This is a genomic window from Pararhizobium capsulatum DSM 1112 (assembly GCF_030814475.1).
Lineage (GTDB): Bacteria > Pseudomonadota > Alphaproteobacteria > Rhizobiales > Rhizobiaceae > Pararhizobium > Pararhizobium capsulatum.
On record NZ_JAUSVF010000004.1, the window covers coordinates 119,584 to 136,269 of the forward strand.

Here is a 16,686-nt window from a genome sequence, read left to right on the forward strand (position 1 = left end):
CCCGTTGCGGTCGTTCACCTCACGCGCTTGGCCTTCTGGAAGCCGTCAGTCTGCTACCGAGTGGTCTAGACCGGGACGCGCCAAGAGGAGACGTCACCACTCTTCAGACCGATGGGCTGGACGGCCGCTATCGGTTGCTGGTCGATGCCATCACAGCCTATGCCGGCTATATGCTCGATCCTGATGGACACGTCAGTAGCTGGAACTCAGGTGCCAAACGGTTCAAGGGTTACACAGAGGCCGAGATCCTGGGCGAGCACTTCTCGCGCTTCTATACACCTGAGGATCGGCAGGCCGGCATGCCGCAAGAGGTCCTGGAACTGCGGCGGCCGAAGGCCGATTTGAGGCTGAGGGCTGGCGCGTCCGAAAGGATGGCGCGCCCTTTTGGGCTCACGTTGTGATTGATGTCATCCGCGATCCAGATCCTTTCCAGCGACGATTGGGCCGTGATTAGCCAGAAGCACAGCGCTGCGTTTTCCCGCAAGGCCACAAAGCGCGGCGCCCATCTCGGGATCGCCCGGCATGGAGCAGCCGAGGCCGACGGCCACCAGCGCGCCACTCTGCCGGAGGCATTGGATGGCGGTGGTGACGGCTGTCGGATGGCAGGAGCAATCCAAAGGTGTTTGAACTCCCAGACTGTGGAGGCCCCCGTGTGTATTCTCTCAGGGCGATACGAAACTGTGTGCCATCATCAAAATCCGGAAACCCTCGAATACCGAGGTTCGACCAGCGCAACGGCTGTGCCCTACTGCCGATCAATGACGGTTCGAACCGGCATAGTGGCGGAGGATCGCTGCAGTGTCAGGGTCGGATGTCTGGAATCCCAGTTCCGCCCGCAGTTCCACCGCATGCAAGTGTTCGAGCATAATATTCTCAGCCTCAGCGACTTTGCCGGATCGCAACGCGCGAATGATTTGGACGTGCTCCTCAACAGCGCACTCGGGTGAGTGCAATCGGGCAAAGCGCGCGAGGATCAATGATGAGCGGGATACGACTTCGCGCACGAACCGAGTCAGAGCCAGTGATCCCGTCAATTCGGCAAGTAGGATATGGAACTCACCGGCCAGTCGGATCGAGGTCGGACCGTCGCTCTTTAGCGCTCCTTCTTCTTCTCTGACGTGGGCCTCTAGCCGAGTAGCGTGGATCTCATCAAAACAGGTCACAAGCCGACGGACAACTTCGGTTTCGAGCATGAACCGCAAGGAGAAAATATCCTTGGCCTCCTCGATTGTCGGCTCTGCTACGCTGGCTCCCTTGTTGGCCTTGAGATCGACGAGACCCTCGGCATTGAGACGGACAAGGGCCCCACGTACGCTCGTCCTGCTAACCTTGAATTGATCGGCAATCGTATCCTCTGACAATTTCACGCCGGGTTTCAATGCCTGCTCAATTATAGCCTGGCGAAGCAGCCGATAGACATGATCGGCGCGGCTCGATCGTTCAGACAAGGCAGACCTCCTCAATCGTCGGCGACGACAAAACTCTGATTCAAAATATCTACTTACAGGGCGCCTTGTGTGTTCACAATTGATCCCGATTGTCCATCTATCTATGAGATTTTATGCATGCTCAAGTGCATACAATACATTTGCGCAAATCTCCTATTCATCGTATACAATAACTGCACACAGTTATCCAGTTCCCCTTCACCGGGGCGTGTGTGATCTGGGAGGAGCGTCTGATCAAATCAGACGACCAGTGAAATGGTAATTGCTGCGATTAATGGGAGAGGAAAATGAAACATACAATTCTGCACCTGTGCACGGCTGCTGCGATCGGCCTTGCGGCAACAACGGCGCACGCTGCAACAACGCTTGATACAGTCCGGGAACGCGGAAAGCTGATCTGCGGCGTGTCGACCAGCACCCCTGGGATTGCCTATCCTGACGACAAGGGACGCATGCATGGCTTTGACGTTGATATCTGTCGTGCAGTCGCGGCCGCAGTATTTGGCGATGCGGAAAAGGTGGATTTCGTCGTCACCAACATCAACACACGGTTCCAGGCGGTCCAATCCGGCGAAATCGACATCCTTTCTCGCCAGTCAACGCAGACATTCTCCCGCGAAACTTCCCTCGGCATCGATTTCGGCCCGACCGTCCTTTACGACGGCCAAGGCCTGATGGTGCCGAAGACGCTGGGTGTAACCAGCGCCAAGGACCTGACGGATGCGGCGATCTGTACATTGCCAGGAACCACGACCGCGCAGAATCTGACTGATTTTTTCCGCACCATCGGTGGCAAGTTCGAAATGGTGGTGTTTGAAAGCCCGGATGAAAACCGCGCAGCATTTTTCTCAGGCCGTTGCGAGGCACTTTCCTCCGACCGCTCGGATCTGGCTGCGATCCGCGCCGTTGCCAACAACCCGGATGACTACGTCATTCTGCCGGAAACGATTTCCAAGGAGCCGTTGGCGCCCGCAGTGCGTCAGAACGATTCCAATTGGCGCGATATCGTTGCCTGGTCTTCCTGGATGCTGATGGCCGCCGAAGAAAAGGGCATTACGCAGGCCAATGTCGATGAAATGCTGAAAAGCGAAGATCCCGAAATCCAGCGCATGCTCGGCGTTAACGAGGATCTGGGCAAGATGCTAAACCTCGACACCAAATGGGGCTACAACATCATCAAGAGTGTCGGCAACTATGGCGAAGTGTTCGATCGCAGTCTTACCGGTATTGGCTTGACGCGTGGGCCAAACACGCTCTGGAACGCCGGTGGTTTGCTCTACGCTCCGCCGTTCCGTTAATGTCTAAAGGGGGCCTCATTCCTGTTGGGACGGAGGCCCCGCTGAGGCGACTGATTTCTGTGCGCGATTTCTGGCGCGCAGCGTCAAACCGAAACGCGCCCGAGCCAATGTCGCGAAATGCGACTCCGGCCCCTGCGCCACCTCCGTAGCGTGCAGTCATGTCTTTTTTCTATGACACGCGCATTCGTGCGCTCTTTTACCAGTCGGTTGCAATTGTCGCGGTGCTGTTGATTGCATCGATCATGTTCAGTACCGCCTCGGACAATCTGGCAAAACAGGGAATAGCGACCGGCTTCGACTTTCTATGGCGGCAAGCCGGCTTCGTCATTTCGGAAACCTCGATCGCCTACGGCCCAACCGATACGGTTGGCAGGGCCATTTTTGTCGGCATTATCAATACCGTCAAAGTTTCGCTGCTTGCTGCGATCTTCGGAACGATAGTGGGCTTGCTCGTCGGCATTGGCCGGCTATCGCACAATCCCGTTCTGTCGCGTCTGATGCTGACTTATGTCGAGCTACTGCGCAACGTTCCGCTGCTGCTCTATCTATTTCTCTGGTACGCGCTCATCATATCGGTATTTCCACCCGTCAAGCAGGCAATCCAGTTTTTTCCCGGTTTCTTTCTGTCCAACAGCGGACTTGCGATGCCATCGGTCGCGTTCGAATCCGGCTTCGAACCGCTGGCCGTAGCGTCGGTAACAAGCATTGTTGCAGCGATTGCCACAAGAATTTTCCTGCTGCGGCGCCACCGCGAGACGGGGCAGGAGCGTCCGATCCTTCTGCTGTCGCTCGTTGCGTTCGCACTACCGCTGATCGCGGTTGCGCTGGTGTCGAACATCACCATCGTATGGGACATTCCGATGGTCGGAAAGTTCCGGCTGGCGGGCGGCTATCAAATTCGGCCGGAGTTTGTCGCTCTTCTGTTCGGATTGACACTAAGTGTATCGGCTGCCGTCGCCGAAACCGTTCGCGCCGGCATTCAGGCGGTTGGCAAGGGTCAATGGGAAGCGGCCACAGCGCTCGGGCTTCCCCGTTCCCGCACGATGCGGCTCATCATACTGCCGCAGGCCTTGCGGCTTATCATTCCGCCGCTGACCAATACCTATCTCACCGTATTCAAGAACAGTTCGTTGGCGATCGCTGTCGGCTATCCCGATCTTGTGATGGTATCGAACACCGTCATGAACCAGACAGGGCAGGCGATTGAGACTATTGCCATTTTCATGGGCGTCTATCTCTCATTGTCGATCCTGATCGCTCTGCTAATGAACTGGTACAATGCGCGCGTCGCCCTAAAGGAGCGCTGATCTATGGCCGACATTGACGCTCTTGCGACAGGCTCACAGCTCAATCCTGCCGAATCCCGCTTTCCGCACAAGCTCTCCGCCTATTTTGGTACGCCCGGAAACGCGCTGATCACGATTGCCAGTCTTGTTGCAATCGCCGCCCTGATCAAGCTCGCCTTCGCATGGCTGGTTCTGAATGCGGTGTTTGCCGGCACCCCCGCGGATTGCAAGCTTGCCAGCGGTGCATGCTGGCCCTTTCTGCGGGAAAAACTGCGTTTCATCCTGTTCGGCTTCTACCCATTCGACCAGCAGTGGCGGCCATTCATGGCCGTTCTGCTGTTTCTTGTCTCCTGCGGCATTTCGATGGTACCGCGTTTATGGAGCCGCAGCCTTCTTATGGCATGGTTCCTCCTTGTATTGCCGGCACTCTATATTGTGATGGCCGGCGGTTTCTTCGGTCTGACACCCGTGCCGACGGCGCAATGGGGCGGCTTGCCGCTCTCCTTCATGTTGTCATTCATCGGACTGTCTACCGGCTTGCCTCTCGGTATCGCACTTGCACTCGCAAGAGCCTCAAGCCTTCCGGTCATCCGAATTCTCGGTGTGAGCATCATTGAGATGGTGCGCGGAGTTCCCCTGATCAGCATACTGTTCATGGCGACCGTCATGCTGCCGTTGTTCATGCCGGATGGCATGACCATCGATAAACTCCTTCGTGCTCAACTAGCGATCAGCATTTTTGCCGCCGCTTATATCGCAGAAATTGTGCGCGGCGGCTTGCAGAGTGTGCCGAGAGGTCAAATCGAAGCCGGACAATCGCTCGGTCTGCACTACTGGCAGTCTATGTTCATGATCGTACTGCCTCAGGCGTTGCGCAAAGTGATTCCGCCGTTGGTGGCCCTGTTCATCGGCTTCTTCCAGGATACCACGCTGGTGACGATCATTGGTCTCCTCGATTTTCTCGATACCATGCGCTCCGCGCTCCGCTCGCCGGAATGGCAAGGCATCGCCGTTATTGAAGGCTACTTGTTTGCCGCAGCAGTCTATTTCCTTTTCAGCGCGCTGATGGGCATCTACAGCCGCTTTCTCGAACAGCACTTCAGGACGACCCATGAATAAGACCGTCACCGCTATCCGCAAGGCCCATACCGTTGTGGCATTCGATGCCGCCACGGCTACCCATGTCTATATGCATGACGCCGACGTCGCGTTTGATGAAACCGGCATTGTGCATGTGGGGGGCAACTATGATGGTCCCGCCGCGAACGAAATCTCTGGTCGCAACCGCATGGTGATGCCGGGGCTGGTGAATGTGCATTGCCATTCGGGCGACGAACCCGTGGCCAAAGGCATCTTCGACGACCAGGGCACACAAGCGCTCTGGGGTAATGCTTTGTACGAGTATTCGGCGCTCCTGGATATCGATGATACTTCGCTTGAGGCAGCCCTGACGGTGATGGTCGGCGATCTGATGCGCAGTGGCGTGACCACACTTTTGGATATCGCCGCTCCACACGCCAAATGGCTGCCAACGCTGGCAAAGAGCGGCGCGCGCGCCTATGTCGCACCGGGGTTCCGCGAAGCCCAGTGGCGCGTTGTCGACAGTCATCGCCTCGACTTCAACTGGGACAAGGCCAGGGGTCGCGATGCCTTCGCCCGTGCGCTTGAACTGGTCGATGAAGCACGGGCTCACGCCTGTGGCCGGCTCGGCGGCATCGTTGCACCATCACAAATCGAGACCTGCTCTCCAGAACTACTGATTGATGCGACACAGGAGGCGCACAAACGCGGTATTCCGATAACCATTCACGCCGCCCAGACAATGACCGAACATGAAGAACTGTTGCGTCGAACGGGTCTGACAGCGGTGCAGTATATGGAACGCCTGGGCATTCTAGGCCCGAACCTCATCATCGGACACTGCATCTTTGTCGACAGCCATTCCTGGACGCGGCAGCGTACCGATCTCGATCTCAAGCTGCTTGCCGAGCGTAAAGCAACCGTTGCCCATTGCCCGGTGACCTTTTCGCGCAGCGGCATGACTTTGGAGTCCGTTGGGCGTTATCGGCGCAATGGGGTCAATGTCGCGCTCGGGACCGATAGTTATCCTTTCAACATGCTCGAGGAAATGCGGCGAGCCCTGATCTGTTCGCGCGTCGCCGGCAAATCGGTGTTTGACATAGATACCGCTGGCATCCTTGAGGTCGCAACTCTTGCCGGGGCTAAGGCCCTTGGAAGAGGGGATCTCGGTCGTATCGCCAAGGGGGCCAAGGCCGATTTCTCCCTCATTGACCTCAACCACCACACCATGCAGCCAGTCTATGATCCGCTGCGCAACCTGATCCATTGTGCTGCCGAACGGGCGGTGGAAGCGGTCTATGTTGATGGCGCACGCGTTGTCGAGGGTGGTCGTCCGACGTTGCTTGACTATGACGGGGCGGTTGCAGCCTTGAAGGACGCTCAGGCGTATTGCTGCCGAAAGGCCGAAGCCAACGACCCACAGCGTCGCAAAATCGCTGCGCTAGCCCCAAAATCTCTGCCGGTGGCCAGCGGAAGCCGCGTGTTGTGACGTGCGCCCGATCTTGGGGTGGCAGCAGCAGGAATTTTCCGGGGTTTGGGCTCAGGTCGGCAGTGGGCCAACGAGCAGTTCATTAGCAAAATCCGGTCCTGGATGCCGTTGACGCTGCGTGGGGATGCGCAACTTTTGTCTACAATATTTGGTGCTGATTGGCTGGCAATGCCGGCGGCTGCGAAGAGTGCAGAAGGTCTTGGCCCCCAAGGGACAACTTTTCGGCTCGGAGAAATTCAACAGCGTGAGCGGAGCGAGCAGCGTACGAACTCTGCTGGCGCTCAATCTCACACGTGCCGGCGGCAAGGCTTTCATTCACCGTCTCCTCTCGTTGCACGGCCTTTTTATCCGCCCATACGTTCAAATGCATAGGAGCCTGGGCTTGCCGGGAAGACGACGGAGCGGTGGTGGATATGGGTATGCGCGGCACGCGCCAGAACCTGGCTTTCTGATGCCAGCTCATCCCTTCCGAGACAGCCAGTCGCACGTGCAGATAAAGTTCCACGGTGTAAATCCCTTGTCCCTCCTGCGTCGATGCAGAAGGAAGATAGGTGGCCGGATTTTACTCCGCCCCTACGGCGAGATTATCGCGCCGTTACCGTGGCCGACTTTGCACCGCCGCTCTCAGCCAGGACCGTCGTTGGAAGCGAAGCCGATAGCATTCCGTCTAAAGTTCTATTTCCGCATGACCTTCGATGAAAAATATGCAGCTGCCTTCCAGTTCGACACGGTCGCCGGAGAGACGACATGTCACTTCGCCACCGCGTTGCGAAGCCTGGTAGGCGCGGAATGCCGATTTGCCGGTCTTGGCTGCCCAGTATGGTGCCAGCATGCAGTGCGCGGCACCTGTCACCGGATCTTCCGGGATCCCCTTCGCGGGAGCGAAGTACCGGCTCACGAAATCAAAACCTTCGTCGCCTTGGGCGGTAACGATCAAGCCCGGACGATCAAAACCTGAGATTGCCGCGAAATCCGGTCTAAGTTCACGCACTGTCTTGGCATTGTCCAGCAACACGAGATAGTTGTATTGGCTGCTGTAAACTTCGACAGGCGTTGCGTTCAGCGCGGAAGCCATGGCCGCAGGGATCATCACCTTTTCAGACTGCCTGGATGGAAAATCCAGGACGTACCTGCCGTCGTTGCGCCAAACATTCAAGATACCGCTCGCCGTGCTGAACGACACGGTGTCGCCTTTTACGTCGAGACGCTCCAGCACGACGGCCGCACTTGCAAGAGTAGCGTGGCCGCACAGCGGCACCTCCACGGCAGGCGTGAACCAACGAAGGTGATAGTCCTTCTCCCTGGGAACCAGGAAAGCCGTTTCCGGGAGATTGTTCTCTGCTGCGATCGTTTGCAAGACCTCGTCGCTCGGGAAGCTGGGCAAGACCATGACGGCCGCCGGGTTTCCCTTGAAACGGGTCGTGGTAAACGCATCGATCTGAAAAAATGGTACTTGCATCTTATGACTTCCAAAGCAGCGTCAGGCCTGACTTTTGCACAAAGTCAGGCCTGACGCTGCATCTTATGGCGTTAAACTCCGCGAATTGCGCCACCATCGACCCTGATTTTCGATCCAGTCACATAGGATGCGCGCTCAGATGCCAGAAACACGGCAACATCCGCAAACTCTTCCGGGCGTCCGTAACGGCCGACAGGGATGCCCGCGGCAGATGCGGCAGCCACATCGGCAACGCTTCGCTCGGATCGTTTTGCAGCGTTTGCGTCAAGCTCGTCGACGCGCTGTGTGTGAATACGCCCGGGCAGGAGGACGTTCACGGTGACGCCGTCGGCGGCGACTTCTTCTGCGAGCGTTTTCGACCAACCGACGATGGCCGAGCGGATCCCGTTTGAGAGTGCCAGCCGCGGGATCGGTTGTTCCACGCCGGAGGATGTCAGGGTGATGATCCGGCCCCAATTTTTTGTCCGCATCGGAGGCAGCAGCCGGCCGGTCAGATGAAAGAGGTTTGCGGCCATTGTCTCGAACTGAGCAAGCCAGTCGGTCCGCGAAGCGTCAAGAGCGGCGGCCGGAGGCGGGCCACCGGTGTTATTGATCAGGATATCGACGCCACCCTTTGCCAGAAGGCGGTCACAAAGGTCATCGATGCTCGCGAGATCGCCGAGATCAAGCTGCGTAGGCATGACCGGACCAGCGCCCTGCGGCAAAGCGTTGGCCCAGGTTTCTATCTTGTCGACTGACCTTGCCGCCGCAAAGACGGTTGCGCCTTCCTGCGCGAGGCCGGCAGCGATAGCAGCGCCCAGGCCGCGGCTTGCGCCGAGCACGAGGGCTGTCTTGTTCTCAAGTCCGAGTTTCATTGGCCAAGCTCCTGCAGTCGTTCGGTCTGTCGTTCGATGAGCCGTTCGATTTCGTAGATGTCGTCCTTCGAAAGGCTGGCACCGGGTTTGCGCAGAGCAGCGGACGCGATCGCGCCGCGCTTAGCCATGATATATTTGCGGATCGAAAGTCCGAGACCGGGCTGCTGCTCGTAACGCGCCAGCGGCAGATAGGCGTCGAAGATATCCTGTGCCCGGGCAAGGTCGCCTTCGCGCTGGAAACGCACGACGTCCCGCATCATTTCGGGATAGGCAAAGCCGGTCATCGCGCCATCGGCGCCGCGCGCCATTTCTTCCGGCAGGAACATGCCGCCATTGCCGCAAAGGATCGAGATACGGCGCTTGCCGTGCGTTTCCGCAGCTTTGCGTAAGGCGGTGATCTTGCTAAGGCCCGGCCAGTCTTCATGCTTGAGGCAAACGCAGGTGGGCACCTGGTCGATGATGGTTTGAATTACCGAAACCGGGATCGTCACGGAGGTGACGAGCGGAAAATCCTGAAGAACGAAGGGAACGTCGCCAAGAAAATCGGCTGCCTGCTGGTAATAGCCGACGATTTGCTGGTCGTTTCGAAGCGTCGGCGGCGGGGCAATCATCACGCCGGCCGCACCCTCACCCATTATCATGTCGGTCAGCGTCTTCATCGGAGCGAAACCCCCGGACGAAACGCCTGCGATCACCGGCACGCGGCCATCAACGCGCTTCAGGGTGCGCCTCACGTAAGTTTGCGATTCCTCCGTCGTCAGCTTCTGGGCCTCGCCCATCATTCCGAGCACAGTCAATCCGGTGGCGCCACGGTCCAGGTAAAAATCGATCATCCGATCGGTGCTGTCGAGATCGAGCGCGCCGGTGTCGGTGAACGGTGTCAGCGCGATAATATAGACGCCGTTTGCGTCCTCTGTCAGTCTTGCCATGGGAGTCCTCATTCGACGGAAGGGGTTGCGTTCGGATAGCGGGCCGCGCCGAAGAAGCCTTCGGGCAGGCCGATCATCGATTTCAGGTTCATGCGCGCAACAAGCGCGTCCGCTTCGCGATTGGCGGCGGCGAGGATTGCAGTTGCGTCTGCCTTCGCCGGTCGACCGGCCTCCAACAGCACTTCGCCATCGATCACAACCATATCGACATCGTTGCCGTTGGCAAAATAAACGGTGCGGAAAACCGGCATCTGGAACGGCGCCAGATGAGGACGGTCCATGTCGATGACGACGACGTCGGCCCTCTTGCCGGCCTCGAGTGAGCCGATCTCCCCATCGAGGCCAAGTGCCTTTGCGGCATCGATGGTTGCCATTTCAAGGACTTTGCCGGGTGGCAGGACGGAAGGGTCGCGGAAGAATGTCCGGTGATAATGCATGCATTGCTGCATGTGGCGGAACATGTCGGAAGAGCGATCCGGTGCCGTGGCGTCAGAGCCGAGCGCTACGACTGCGCCGGCTTCGATCAGTTCGATTGCCGGGCATCGACCGAGAATCGAGGCGATCGCGCTGGGATTGTGCGCAATGCGCGTGCCGGTATCCGCAACGATCTGGATTTCTTCTGCGCTGAGGTCGATCGCATGCGACAGTAGCGCATCCGGACCCAGCATGCCGATATCCTTCGCCCGCGCAACCGAGCCACGCCAATGGCCGTCCTGGGTGAAGATGACACCGGCGTCACGCGACAGAGCCCGCATCGTCCGCGTCTGGGAAACGGCAGCTTCATAGTCGCTGGCGGAGAGCGTTTCGGCGTGCTCGTCGCGAAGCACGGGTGTCAGTAGGGCAATGCGCATGCGCCCCTTGCCGTGCCAGCTTTCCAGCAGCGAGCGCGAGACTGTGAACTGATCCTGGAATGTGACAGCTTTTTCATGGCGCTTGCTTCCATCCCAACGTGCATAGGTGCGCGGATGGGGCGGGCGCGTAGAACCGACCGCAACCACGGAACGTGTACCGATGGCGGCCACGGCCTCGCAATGGGCATGACCATAGACAGGATCGTCGGTACGCATGATCGTGTCGCCGCCACCGAGCAGCGATACGCCGCAGGTCACGCCAAAGCGAAGCCGTTCCAGGGCGGCAAGCTGCGCTTCGGCATACCAGAATTCTGGCGTCGCGCCGACGGTATAGGCCGTGTTGACAATCTCTTCCCAGCAACCGGCCTGTTCCATGCCCATCGTCTTGATCAGGCCGTGGCCGGCATGGGCGTGGACGTCGATCAGGCCGGGCATGACAACCTTGCCGGAGGTATCGATGGTGCGGCCGGCACGATAGCGCGATGCCAACACATCTGCGGAGCCGACGTCGATAATCCGGTCGGCGAGCACCGCGACAGCGCCATAGTCGATCACCTGGCGGCTGGCATCCATGGTGATGACGGTTCCGCCGGAAAACAGCAGGTCGATATCAATCACGACTTTTCCCTTCCTGGCCAAAACCGGGCAGCGCCGTGACGTCGAGGACGGCGTCTGGGCGCATGCGCCAGTCCGGATGGTCGCCGGCCAATCCCGTGACACGTAAGGGGTTATAGAGATAGAGCCAAGGCGGATTCGTTTGCAGCAACCGATAGGCGTTTTGGTAAATCGCCCCGCGCGTGGTGCCGCTCGTGGTGCGCCGTCCCGCGTCGATCAGCTGCTCCACCTCGCTGTTGTCATAACCGAGCCACCAGGAGCCGCGAGCACGTGCGTCGATCTTTTCGGCTAGCACGCGGAACGTGCTGAGCGGACTGGAATCGAAGACACACATGTCACGCACCTGTTTCAAGCGCACCCCATGAGCATACGCCTCGCGGTCTTCGTGGCGATGGACGCGGAAGGATATGCCGATTTCCAAGAGTTGCCGCTCAACGGCAGCGGTCAGCGTTTCCGCTTCGTCCGGCAGATGTGTCGGGCAGTCTACCTCGATGACGAGACCATCGGCATGGCCCGCCGCCGCCAGCAGGAGCTTTGCTTCGGAGAGATCGCGTTCCAGACCGCCGGTGGCATCCGTGACGCCGAAATGTGCGGGGCTCACAAAACCGGTCAGTGGCCGAGCGGCACCAGCGACGACCGTGTCGACCAACGCCTGCCGGTCGAGCGCGAGATTGGCTGCGCGCCGAACGCGCTGATCGGCGAACGGTCCGCTGGTGCTGTTGAAGAGGTAGATGATCGAGACAGGAACCAACGAGACGGCGCGGGTAAAGCCATCGCTGCGATCAAGCGCATGGGACTGCTGGAAATCGAGGCTATTTGCGACCTGCGCTTGGCCAGCAACAAGCATATCCTGACGTCGGTCTGCATCCGGTTCGAAAACAAAACGGATCTGCTCGTTTGCAGGTTGCTTGCCATGCCAGCCGTCGAAACGGCGGCCGGTGATGTCGTGGCCGTCGCGGAAATTCTCGAAACGGTAGGGACCTGTGCCGACCGGTACCGAGACATCGCCGCCTTCGTAGCGGTCGAGTGCACCGGGCGCGATGACATAGCCGTAAACAAGGACGTCAAGAAGATCGGCCATGGGACGAGCGAGGGCGATTTCGACCGTCCTGGCATCTAGGGCAGTGATCAGCGCATCGCCGAGATATTGGTACCAAACGCCGGGTGCACCCAGCGTGTACCCCTTGTCTGCGCGTGACATCCGGCGCAGCGAAAGGATGACTGCATCGGCATTGCAGGTGGTCCCGTCGTGGAAGGTCAGGGCCTCGCGCAGGCGGAATGTCCATGTCCGGGCATCGTCTGACACGTGCCAACGCTCAGCGAGTGCAGGAATGTAGCTGCCGTCTTGGCCATACCGCACGAGGCCATCGAAGAAGGCGTCGAAGACGCATAGCACGTCGTTTGCGTCCGTGCAGTCGTGCGGGTCTTCAAGCCGCAGCCGCGGTTGGGCGATTGTCGCTGTGTTCATGACGGGAAAGCCTCCGGGGCGGGATCGTGCAGATGGCAGGCAACGCTGCCGCCGCCGGGCTGCGGGCGAAGCGCCGGGCGCTCCACCGCGCATCGCGAGAAGGCGAGGGGACAGCGGGTTCTGAAGCAGCAGCCCGAGGGCAGGTTCAATGCGCTCGGCACCTCGCCGGCGATTTCCACGTCAGGCTTTCGCAGCGACTTGTCGACGCTCGGCGCTGCGGAGAGCAAGGCTTGCGTGTAGGGATGTCGCGGATTGGTAAAGAGCTGGTCGCGCGAGGCCGTCTCGACCATGAAGCCGAGATACATGACGGCAATCCGGTCGGCGATATGGTGAACCACCGACAGGTCATGGGATACGAAAAGATAGGACAGCCCGAACTCGTCGCGCAGATCCATCATGAGGTTGAGGATCTGCGCTTGGATCGAGACGTCGAGCGCAGACACCGGCTCGTCGGCTATGATCAACTTGGGCCGCACCGACAATGCGCGCGCGATCCCAATGCGCTGGCGCTGGCCGCCGGAGAATTGATGGGGATAGCGGTTTGCCTGTTCGGCGTTGAGACCAACACGTCCGAGCAACCTGATCGCCTCCGCCTCGAGTTCCCGGCCGCTCATTTTCCTGTCCGAATGCGCGCGCATCGGTTCGATGACGATGTCCTTGATGCGCTGCCGCGGGTTGAGAGACGCGTAAGGATCCTGGAAGATCATCTGGAGTTTACGCCGGAATGGCCGCAGTTCCTTCTGGCCGAGGCTGGAAACCTCTGTTCCGTCGATATTGATTTCGCCGGATGTCGGGGCGTGTATGCGCGCTATGGTCTTTGCGACGGTCGATTTTCCACAGCCGGATTCCCCCACGAGCGCCAGCACTTCGCCGGGCGCAATCGACAGCGACACACCGTTGACCGCGTTCAACACTTTTTGGGGTGCAAGCAGCTTCCCACCGCCGATCTGCAGGCGATCGAAAAAACCGTCGCTGATGGGGAAAGCTTTCACGAGGTTGCGGACCTCAAGCACGGGTTGCATCATCGTGCCGCCTCTTCAAGTGGAAAATGACAGGCGGCGTCGAGCGATCCGCGGACGTGGGCAAGATCTGGTGAGCGTTCGGTGCACACGGGCTGGGCGCGGGGGCAACGCCCGCGGAACGAACAGCCGACGCCGATCGCACGGATATCCGGAACGGTTCCTGGGATTTGCCGCAAGCGATGCTGCCGGTCCGAAATGCGGGGAATGCTGTCCAGCAATCCGCGGGTATAGGGATGTGCCGGATTTGCAATGATCTCGTGGGTCAACCCACGTTCGACTACCCTGCCGCAATAGAGCACCACGACGCGGTCTGCCATTTCCGACACCACCGCGAGATCGTGCGTGACGAGGATCATGGCCGCACCGGTGTCCTCGACCTGGCGCCGCATGAGCTTCAGGATTTGCGACTGGACAGTTACGTCAAGGGCTGTCGTCGGCTCGTCAGCAATGATCAGACGCGACCCAGCAAGAAGCGCGATGGCGATCACGACACGCTGGCGCATACCGCCGGAAAACTGATGCGGATAGGCGTCCAACCTCTTGTCGGCCTCGGATATTCCGACATCCTCCAGCACGCGAATGCAGCGCGCGCGCCGAGCGGCCCGATCGAGATCGGTGTGCAGGCGCAGCACCTCGTCCATCTGCCGGCCGACGGTATAGACCGGATTGAGCGAGGTCATCGGGTCCTGGAAGACCATGGCGATCTGGCGCCCGCGCACGCTGCGCATCGCGCGTTCGTCGAGCTTGCCAATGTCACGGCCATCGAAATGGATCTCGCCGCCGACGATTTTCCCGGGTGGATCGATAAGGCCGAGGATCGAGAAGCCGATCACTGACTTGCCGCCGCCGGACTCCCCGACAAGACCGACGATCTCGCCGGCCCCGACGTCGAAACTGACGCCGTCGACAGCCTTCACCAGTCCGCCAAAGGTGTGGAAATGGGTTTGCAGGCCCCGAATGTCGAGCAAAGGTTCTGCCATGCGCGCGTCCTCCCTCATGACTTAACGCAGCCGCGGATTGAGTTCGTCGCGCAGAAAATCGCCGAACAGGTTGATGCCGAAGACGAGGAACATGATGAATAGTCCGGGAAAGGCCGACGTCCACCAGATCCCGGAGAAGAGAACGTCGAAACCTTCCTTGACAAGAAGCCCGAGCGACGGCTCGGTGATAGGCACGCCGACGCCAAGAAAACTCAGCGACGCTTCGATCAGAATAAAAGTACCGACCTGAATCGTCGAAACTACGATCAGCGGTGTGAGGACGTTCGGCAGCACATGGCGTCGGATGATCTGGGCATCGCTGAGGCCGGCAACGCGTGCCGCCTGGATATATTCCTTCTGGATTTCGCCCAGCGTCGAGCCGCGCACGGTGCGTGCATAGACGACCCAACCAACCGCGGTCAGCGCAATCAGGATCATGCCAATGCCATTGCCGAACGCCGACATTAGGAACAGAGCAATCAGCATCGAGGGAAAGGAGAGCTGGATATCGGCGATCCGCATGATGACGGCATCCAGCAAGCCGCCATAGTAACCGGAAATCAGGCCGAGGGTCGTGCCGATCACGCACGAACAGATCATCGCCGCAAGACCGATAAAGGCGGAGATGCGCGCGCCGTAGATGATCGAGGCGAGCACATCGCGGCCTTGGCCGTCGGTGCCCATAACGTAACGCGGATCGCCGCCTTCCAGCCAGACCGGAGGTTTGAAGCTGTCCATCAATTCGAGCTGCGACACGTCGTAGGGATCCTGCCAAACGAGAAACGGTCCGATGATGGCGAGGAGCGCAAAGGCGAGCACAAGCACGCTGCCGAGCACGGCAGGGATGTTTCGGCGGTAGTTATAGACGAGCTCGGATGAAAGCAGGCGGTCCATCTTGTCCTCACTTGACTGTTATACGAGGGTCGATCAGCGTGTAGGCGATATCGACTAGGAAATTGATCGCGACAAAGATGAAGGCGGTTAACATCAGGTAGACGACGATGACGGGCCGGTCGCCGCGATAGATGGAATCGATCAGCAGTTTCCCTGTCCCGGGCCAGGCGAAAATCGTCTCTGTGATCGTCGCGAAGGCGATGAGGTCACCGAGTTGCAGGCCGAAGATGGTGATGACCGGGATCAGGGCGTTCTTCAGGCCGTGCGCAAAGAGGATATGTCGGCGCGAAGCGCCCTTCGCACGGGCGAACTTGATGTAGTCCTGCCGCATCACTTCCATCATGCCGGCGCGGGTGATGCGCAGGATGATAGCGAGCGTGGCAAGCGCCAGCGTAACTGCGGGCAGGATCATGTGCGACCAGCCGTCCGCTGTGAAAATCGACAGGCGCAGCCCCAGCACTTCTATCGTTTCGCCACGCCCCGACGAGGGCAGGAACTGGTAGCGGACCGAGAAGAAGAAGATCAGCATCATCCCGACCCAGAACCCTGGCAGCGAAATGCCGAAGAGCGAGGCGGCCATGATGCCGCGGGAAGCGGCGCGGTTTGGGTTGGCGCCTGCGTAAACGCCCAACGGAATGGCGATGATGGTGGCGATCCCCATGGCAACGAGCACCATCTCCATCGTCGCGGGCAACCGTTCGAGGATGAGGTCTATGGCCGGTTGGCGGAAGACATAGGACCGCCCGAAATCGCCCTGCAACAGGTTGGACAGGAAAATCCAGTATTGGCTAAATAGCGATTGGTCCAGGCCAAGCAGGCGGCGCGCCTGCTCGATCTCGGCGGCGGTGGAATCGATGGGAATGACCATGAAAACCGGATCCCCGGTGAAGCTCATCATCAGGAAGACGATGACGGACACTACAGAGAGGACCAGCACCATCTGGAGGAGCCGTTTTATCGTATAACCGAGCAAGGTCGAGGATCCGTCAGGTTGGTGATTGCAGGAATGGGTG

At 59.2% G+C, this 16,686-nt stretch carries 14 protein-coding genes and 3 pseudogenes; 5 read left to right on the top strand and 12 right to left on the bottom strand.

Features of this window, described 5'->3' with window-relative positions; translation table 11 throughout:
• Positions 1 to 116: 116 nt before the first annotated feature.
• Positions 117 to 421, top strand: a pseudogene (locus tag QO002_RS28940) (PAS domain S-box protein); the annotation flags it as partial.
• On the opposite strand, the pseudogene QO002_RS28945 reads toward QO002_RS28940, so the two are convergent.
• Both QO002_RS28945 and QO002_RS28950 read right to left on the bottom strand, forming a co-directional pair.
• Positions 417 to 578 (bottom strand): annotated as a pseudogene (locus tag QO002_RS28945) (class II aldolase/adducin family protein); the annotation flags it as partial. The pseudogenes QO002_RS28940 and QO002_RS28945 sit on opposite strands and share 5 nt — an antisense overlap.
• A gap of 177 nt (positions 579 to 755) precedes the next feature.
• Complete coding sequence (locus tag QO002_RS28950) at positions 756 to 1,448, bottom strand: GntR family transcriptional regulator (protein ID WP_307236531.1); 693 nt, start codon at positions 1,446 to 1,448, stop codon at positions 756 to 758.
• 287 nt (positions 1,449 to 1,735) lie between these two features.
• Between QO002_RS28950 and QO002_RS28955 the strand changes: the two genes are divergently transcribed.
• The 4 genes from QO002_RS28955 to QO002_RS28970 all read left to right on the top strand — a co-directional run bounded on the left by QO002_RS28955 (position 1,736) and on the right by QO002_RS28970 (position 6,601).
• Positions 1,736 to 2,746, top strand: coding sequence for an amino acid ABC transporter substrate-binding protein (locus QO002_RS28955; RefSeq protein ID WP_307236535.1), 1,011 nt, complete (start codon positions 1,736 to 1,738; stop codon positions 2,744 to 2,746).
• A 158-nt stretch (positions 2,747 to 2,904) separates the two neighbouring features.
• Entirely contained in the window at positions 2,905 to 4,053 is a 1,149-nt protein-coding gene (locus QO002_RS28960; protein ID WP_307236538.1) for an amino acid ABC transporter permease, read from the top strand.
• Between the two features lie 3 nt (positions 4,054 to 4,056).
• The gene (locus QO002_RS28965; protein ID WP_307236540.1) at positions 4,057 to 5,151 is read left to right on the top strand and encodes an amino acid ABC transporter permease; all 1,095 of its coding nucleotides are present in this window, start codon (positions 4,057 to 4,059) and stop codon (positions 5,149 to 5,151) included.
• Positions 5,144 to 6,601 (top strand): amidohydrolase family protein, encoded by a 1,458-nt coding sequence (locus QO002_RS28970; RefSeq protein WP_307236544.1) that lies wholly within the window; start codon positions 5,144 to 5,146, stop codon positions 6,599 to 6,601. Before QO002_RS28965 ends, QO002_RS28970 begins: the two co-directional genes overlap by 8 nt.
• 344 nt (positions 6,602 to 6,945) lie before the next feature.
• Here QO002_RS28970 and purU read toward each other — a convergent pair.
• The 10 genes and pseudogenes from purU to QO002_RS29020 all read right to left on the bottom strand — a co-directional run.
• Positions 6,946 to 7,122: pseudogene (gene purU, locus QO002_RS31055) on the bottom strand (formyltetrahydrofolate deformylase); the annotation flags it as partial.
• Positions 7,123 to 7,268: 146 nt separating this feature from the next.
• A complete protein-coding gene (locus QO002_RS28980; RefSeq protein ID WP_307236547.1) occupies positions 7,269 to 8,060 on the bottom strand; it encodes a PhzF family phenazine biosynthesis protein in 792 nt (263 codons plus the stop codon).
• Positions 8,061 to 8,131: 71 nt separating this feature from the next.
• Positions 8,132 to 8,914 carry an SDR family oxidoreductase gene (locus tag QO002_RS28985; protein WP_307236550.1) on the bottom strand — a complete coding sequence of 261 codons (783 nt, stop codon included), beginning with the start codon at positions 8,912 to 8,914 and terminating at the stop codon, positions 8,132 to 8,134.
• Positions 8,911 to 9,843, bottom strand: a complete 933-nt coding sequence (locus QO002_RS28990; protein ID WP_307236553.1) for a dihydrodipicolinate synthase family protein — start codon at positions 9,841 to 9,843, stop codon at positions 8,911 to 8,913. The genes QO002_RS28985 and QO002_RS28990 overlap by 4 nt, the downstream gene beginning before the upstream one ends.
• Before the next feature lie 8 nt (positions 9,844 to 9,851).
• Complete coding sequence (locus tag QO002_RS28995) at positions 9,852 to 11,312, bottom strand: amidohydrolase family protein (RefSeq protein WP_307236557.1); 1,461 nt, start codon at positions 11,310 to 11,312, stop codon at positions 9,852 to 9,854.
• A complete protein-coding gene (locus QO002_RS29000; protein WP_307236559.1) occupies positions 11,305 to 12,777 on the bottom strand; it encodes an ABC transporter substrate-binding protein in 1,473 nt (490 codons plus the stop codon). The genes QO002_RS28995 and QO002_RS29000 overlap by 8 nt, the downstream gene beginning before the upstream one ends.
• Positions 12,774 to 13,802: an ABC transporter ATP-binding protein gene (locus QO002_RS29005; protein WP_307236563.1), complete on the bottom strand. Its 1,029-nt coding sequence runs from the start codon at positions 13,800 to 13,802 to the stop codon at positions 12,774 to 12,776. Before QO002_RS29005 ends, QO002_RS29000 begins: the two co-directional genes overlap by 4 nt.
• Positions 13,799 to 14,779, bottom strand: coding sequence for an ABC transporter ATP-binding protein (locus tag QO002_RS29010; protein ID WP_307236565.1), 981 nt, complete (start codon positions 14,777 to 14,779; stop codon positions 13,799 to 13,801). The genes QO002_RS29005 and QO002_RS29010 overlap by 4 nt, the downstream gene beginning before the upstream one ends.
• A gap of 21 nt (positions 14,780 to 14,800) precedes the next feature.
• Positions 14,801 to 15,673, bottom strand: coding sequence for an ABC transporter permease (locus QO002_RS29015; RefSeq protein WP_307236568.1), 873 nt, complete (start codon positions 15,671 to 15,673; stop codon positions 14,801 to 14,803).
• Positions 15,674 to 15,680: 7 nt separating this feature from the next.
• Positions 15,681 to 16,646 carry an ABC transporter permease gene (locus QO002_RS29020; protein ID WP_307236571.1) on the bottom strand — a complete coding sequence of 322 codons (966 nt, stop codon included), beginning with the start codon at positions 16,644 to 16,646 and terminating at the stop codon, positions 15,681 to 15,683.
• Positions 16,647 to 16,686 lie beyond the last annotated feature (40 nt).

What these genes read in the sequence shown, in the direction of transcription:
- QO002_RS28955 (WP_307236535.1), top strand. Translation starts at nt 1,736, where the DNA reads ATGAAACATACAATTCTGCACCTGTGCACGGCTGCTGCGATCGGCCTT.
- QO002_RS28960 (WP_307236538.1), top strand. Translation starts at nt 2,905, where the DNA reads ATGTCTTTTTTCTATGACACGCGCATTCGTGCGCTCTTTTACCAGTCG.
- QO002_RS28965 (WP_307236540.1), top strand. Translation starts at nt 4,057, where the DNA reads ATGGCCGACATTGACGCTCTTGCGACAGGCTCACAGCTCAATCCTGCC.
- QO002_RS28970 (WP_307236544.1), top strand. Translation starts at nt 5,144, where the DNA reads ATGAATAAGACCGTCACCGCTATCCGCAAGGCCCATACCGTTGTGGCA.
- QO002_RS28980 (WP_307236547.1), bottom strand. Translation starts at nt 8,060, where the DNA reads ATGCAAGTACCATTTTTTCAGATCGATGCGTTTACCACGACCCGTTTC.
- QO002_RS28985 (WP_307236550.1), bottom strand. Translation starts at nt 8,914, where the DNA reads ATGAAACTCGGACTTGAGAACAAGACAGCCCTCGTGCTCGGCGCAAGC.
- QO002_RS28990 (WP_307236553.1), bottom strand. Translation starts at nt 9,843, where the DNA reads ATGGCAAGACTGACAGAGGACGCAAACGGCGTCTATATTATCGCGCTG.
- QO002_RS29000 (WP_307236559.1), bottom strand. Translation starts at nt 12,777, where the DNA reads ATGAACACAGCGACAATCGCCCAACCGCGGCTGCGGCTTGAAGACCCG.
- QO002_RS29005 (WP_307236563.1), bottom strand. Translation starts at nt 13,802, where the DNA reads ATGATGCAACCCGTGCTTGAGGTCCGCAACCTCGTGAAAGCTTTCCCC.
- QO002_RS29010 (WP_307236565.1), bottom strand. Translation starts at nt 14,779, where the DNA reads ATGGCAGAACCTTTGCTCGACATTCGGGGCCTGCAAACCCATTTCCAC.
- QO002_RS29015 (WP_307236568.1), bottom strand. Translation starts at nt 15,673, where the DNA reads ATGGACCGCCTGCTTTCATCCGAGCTCGTCTATAACTACCGCCGAAAC.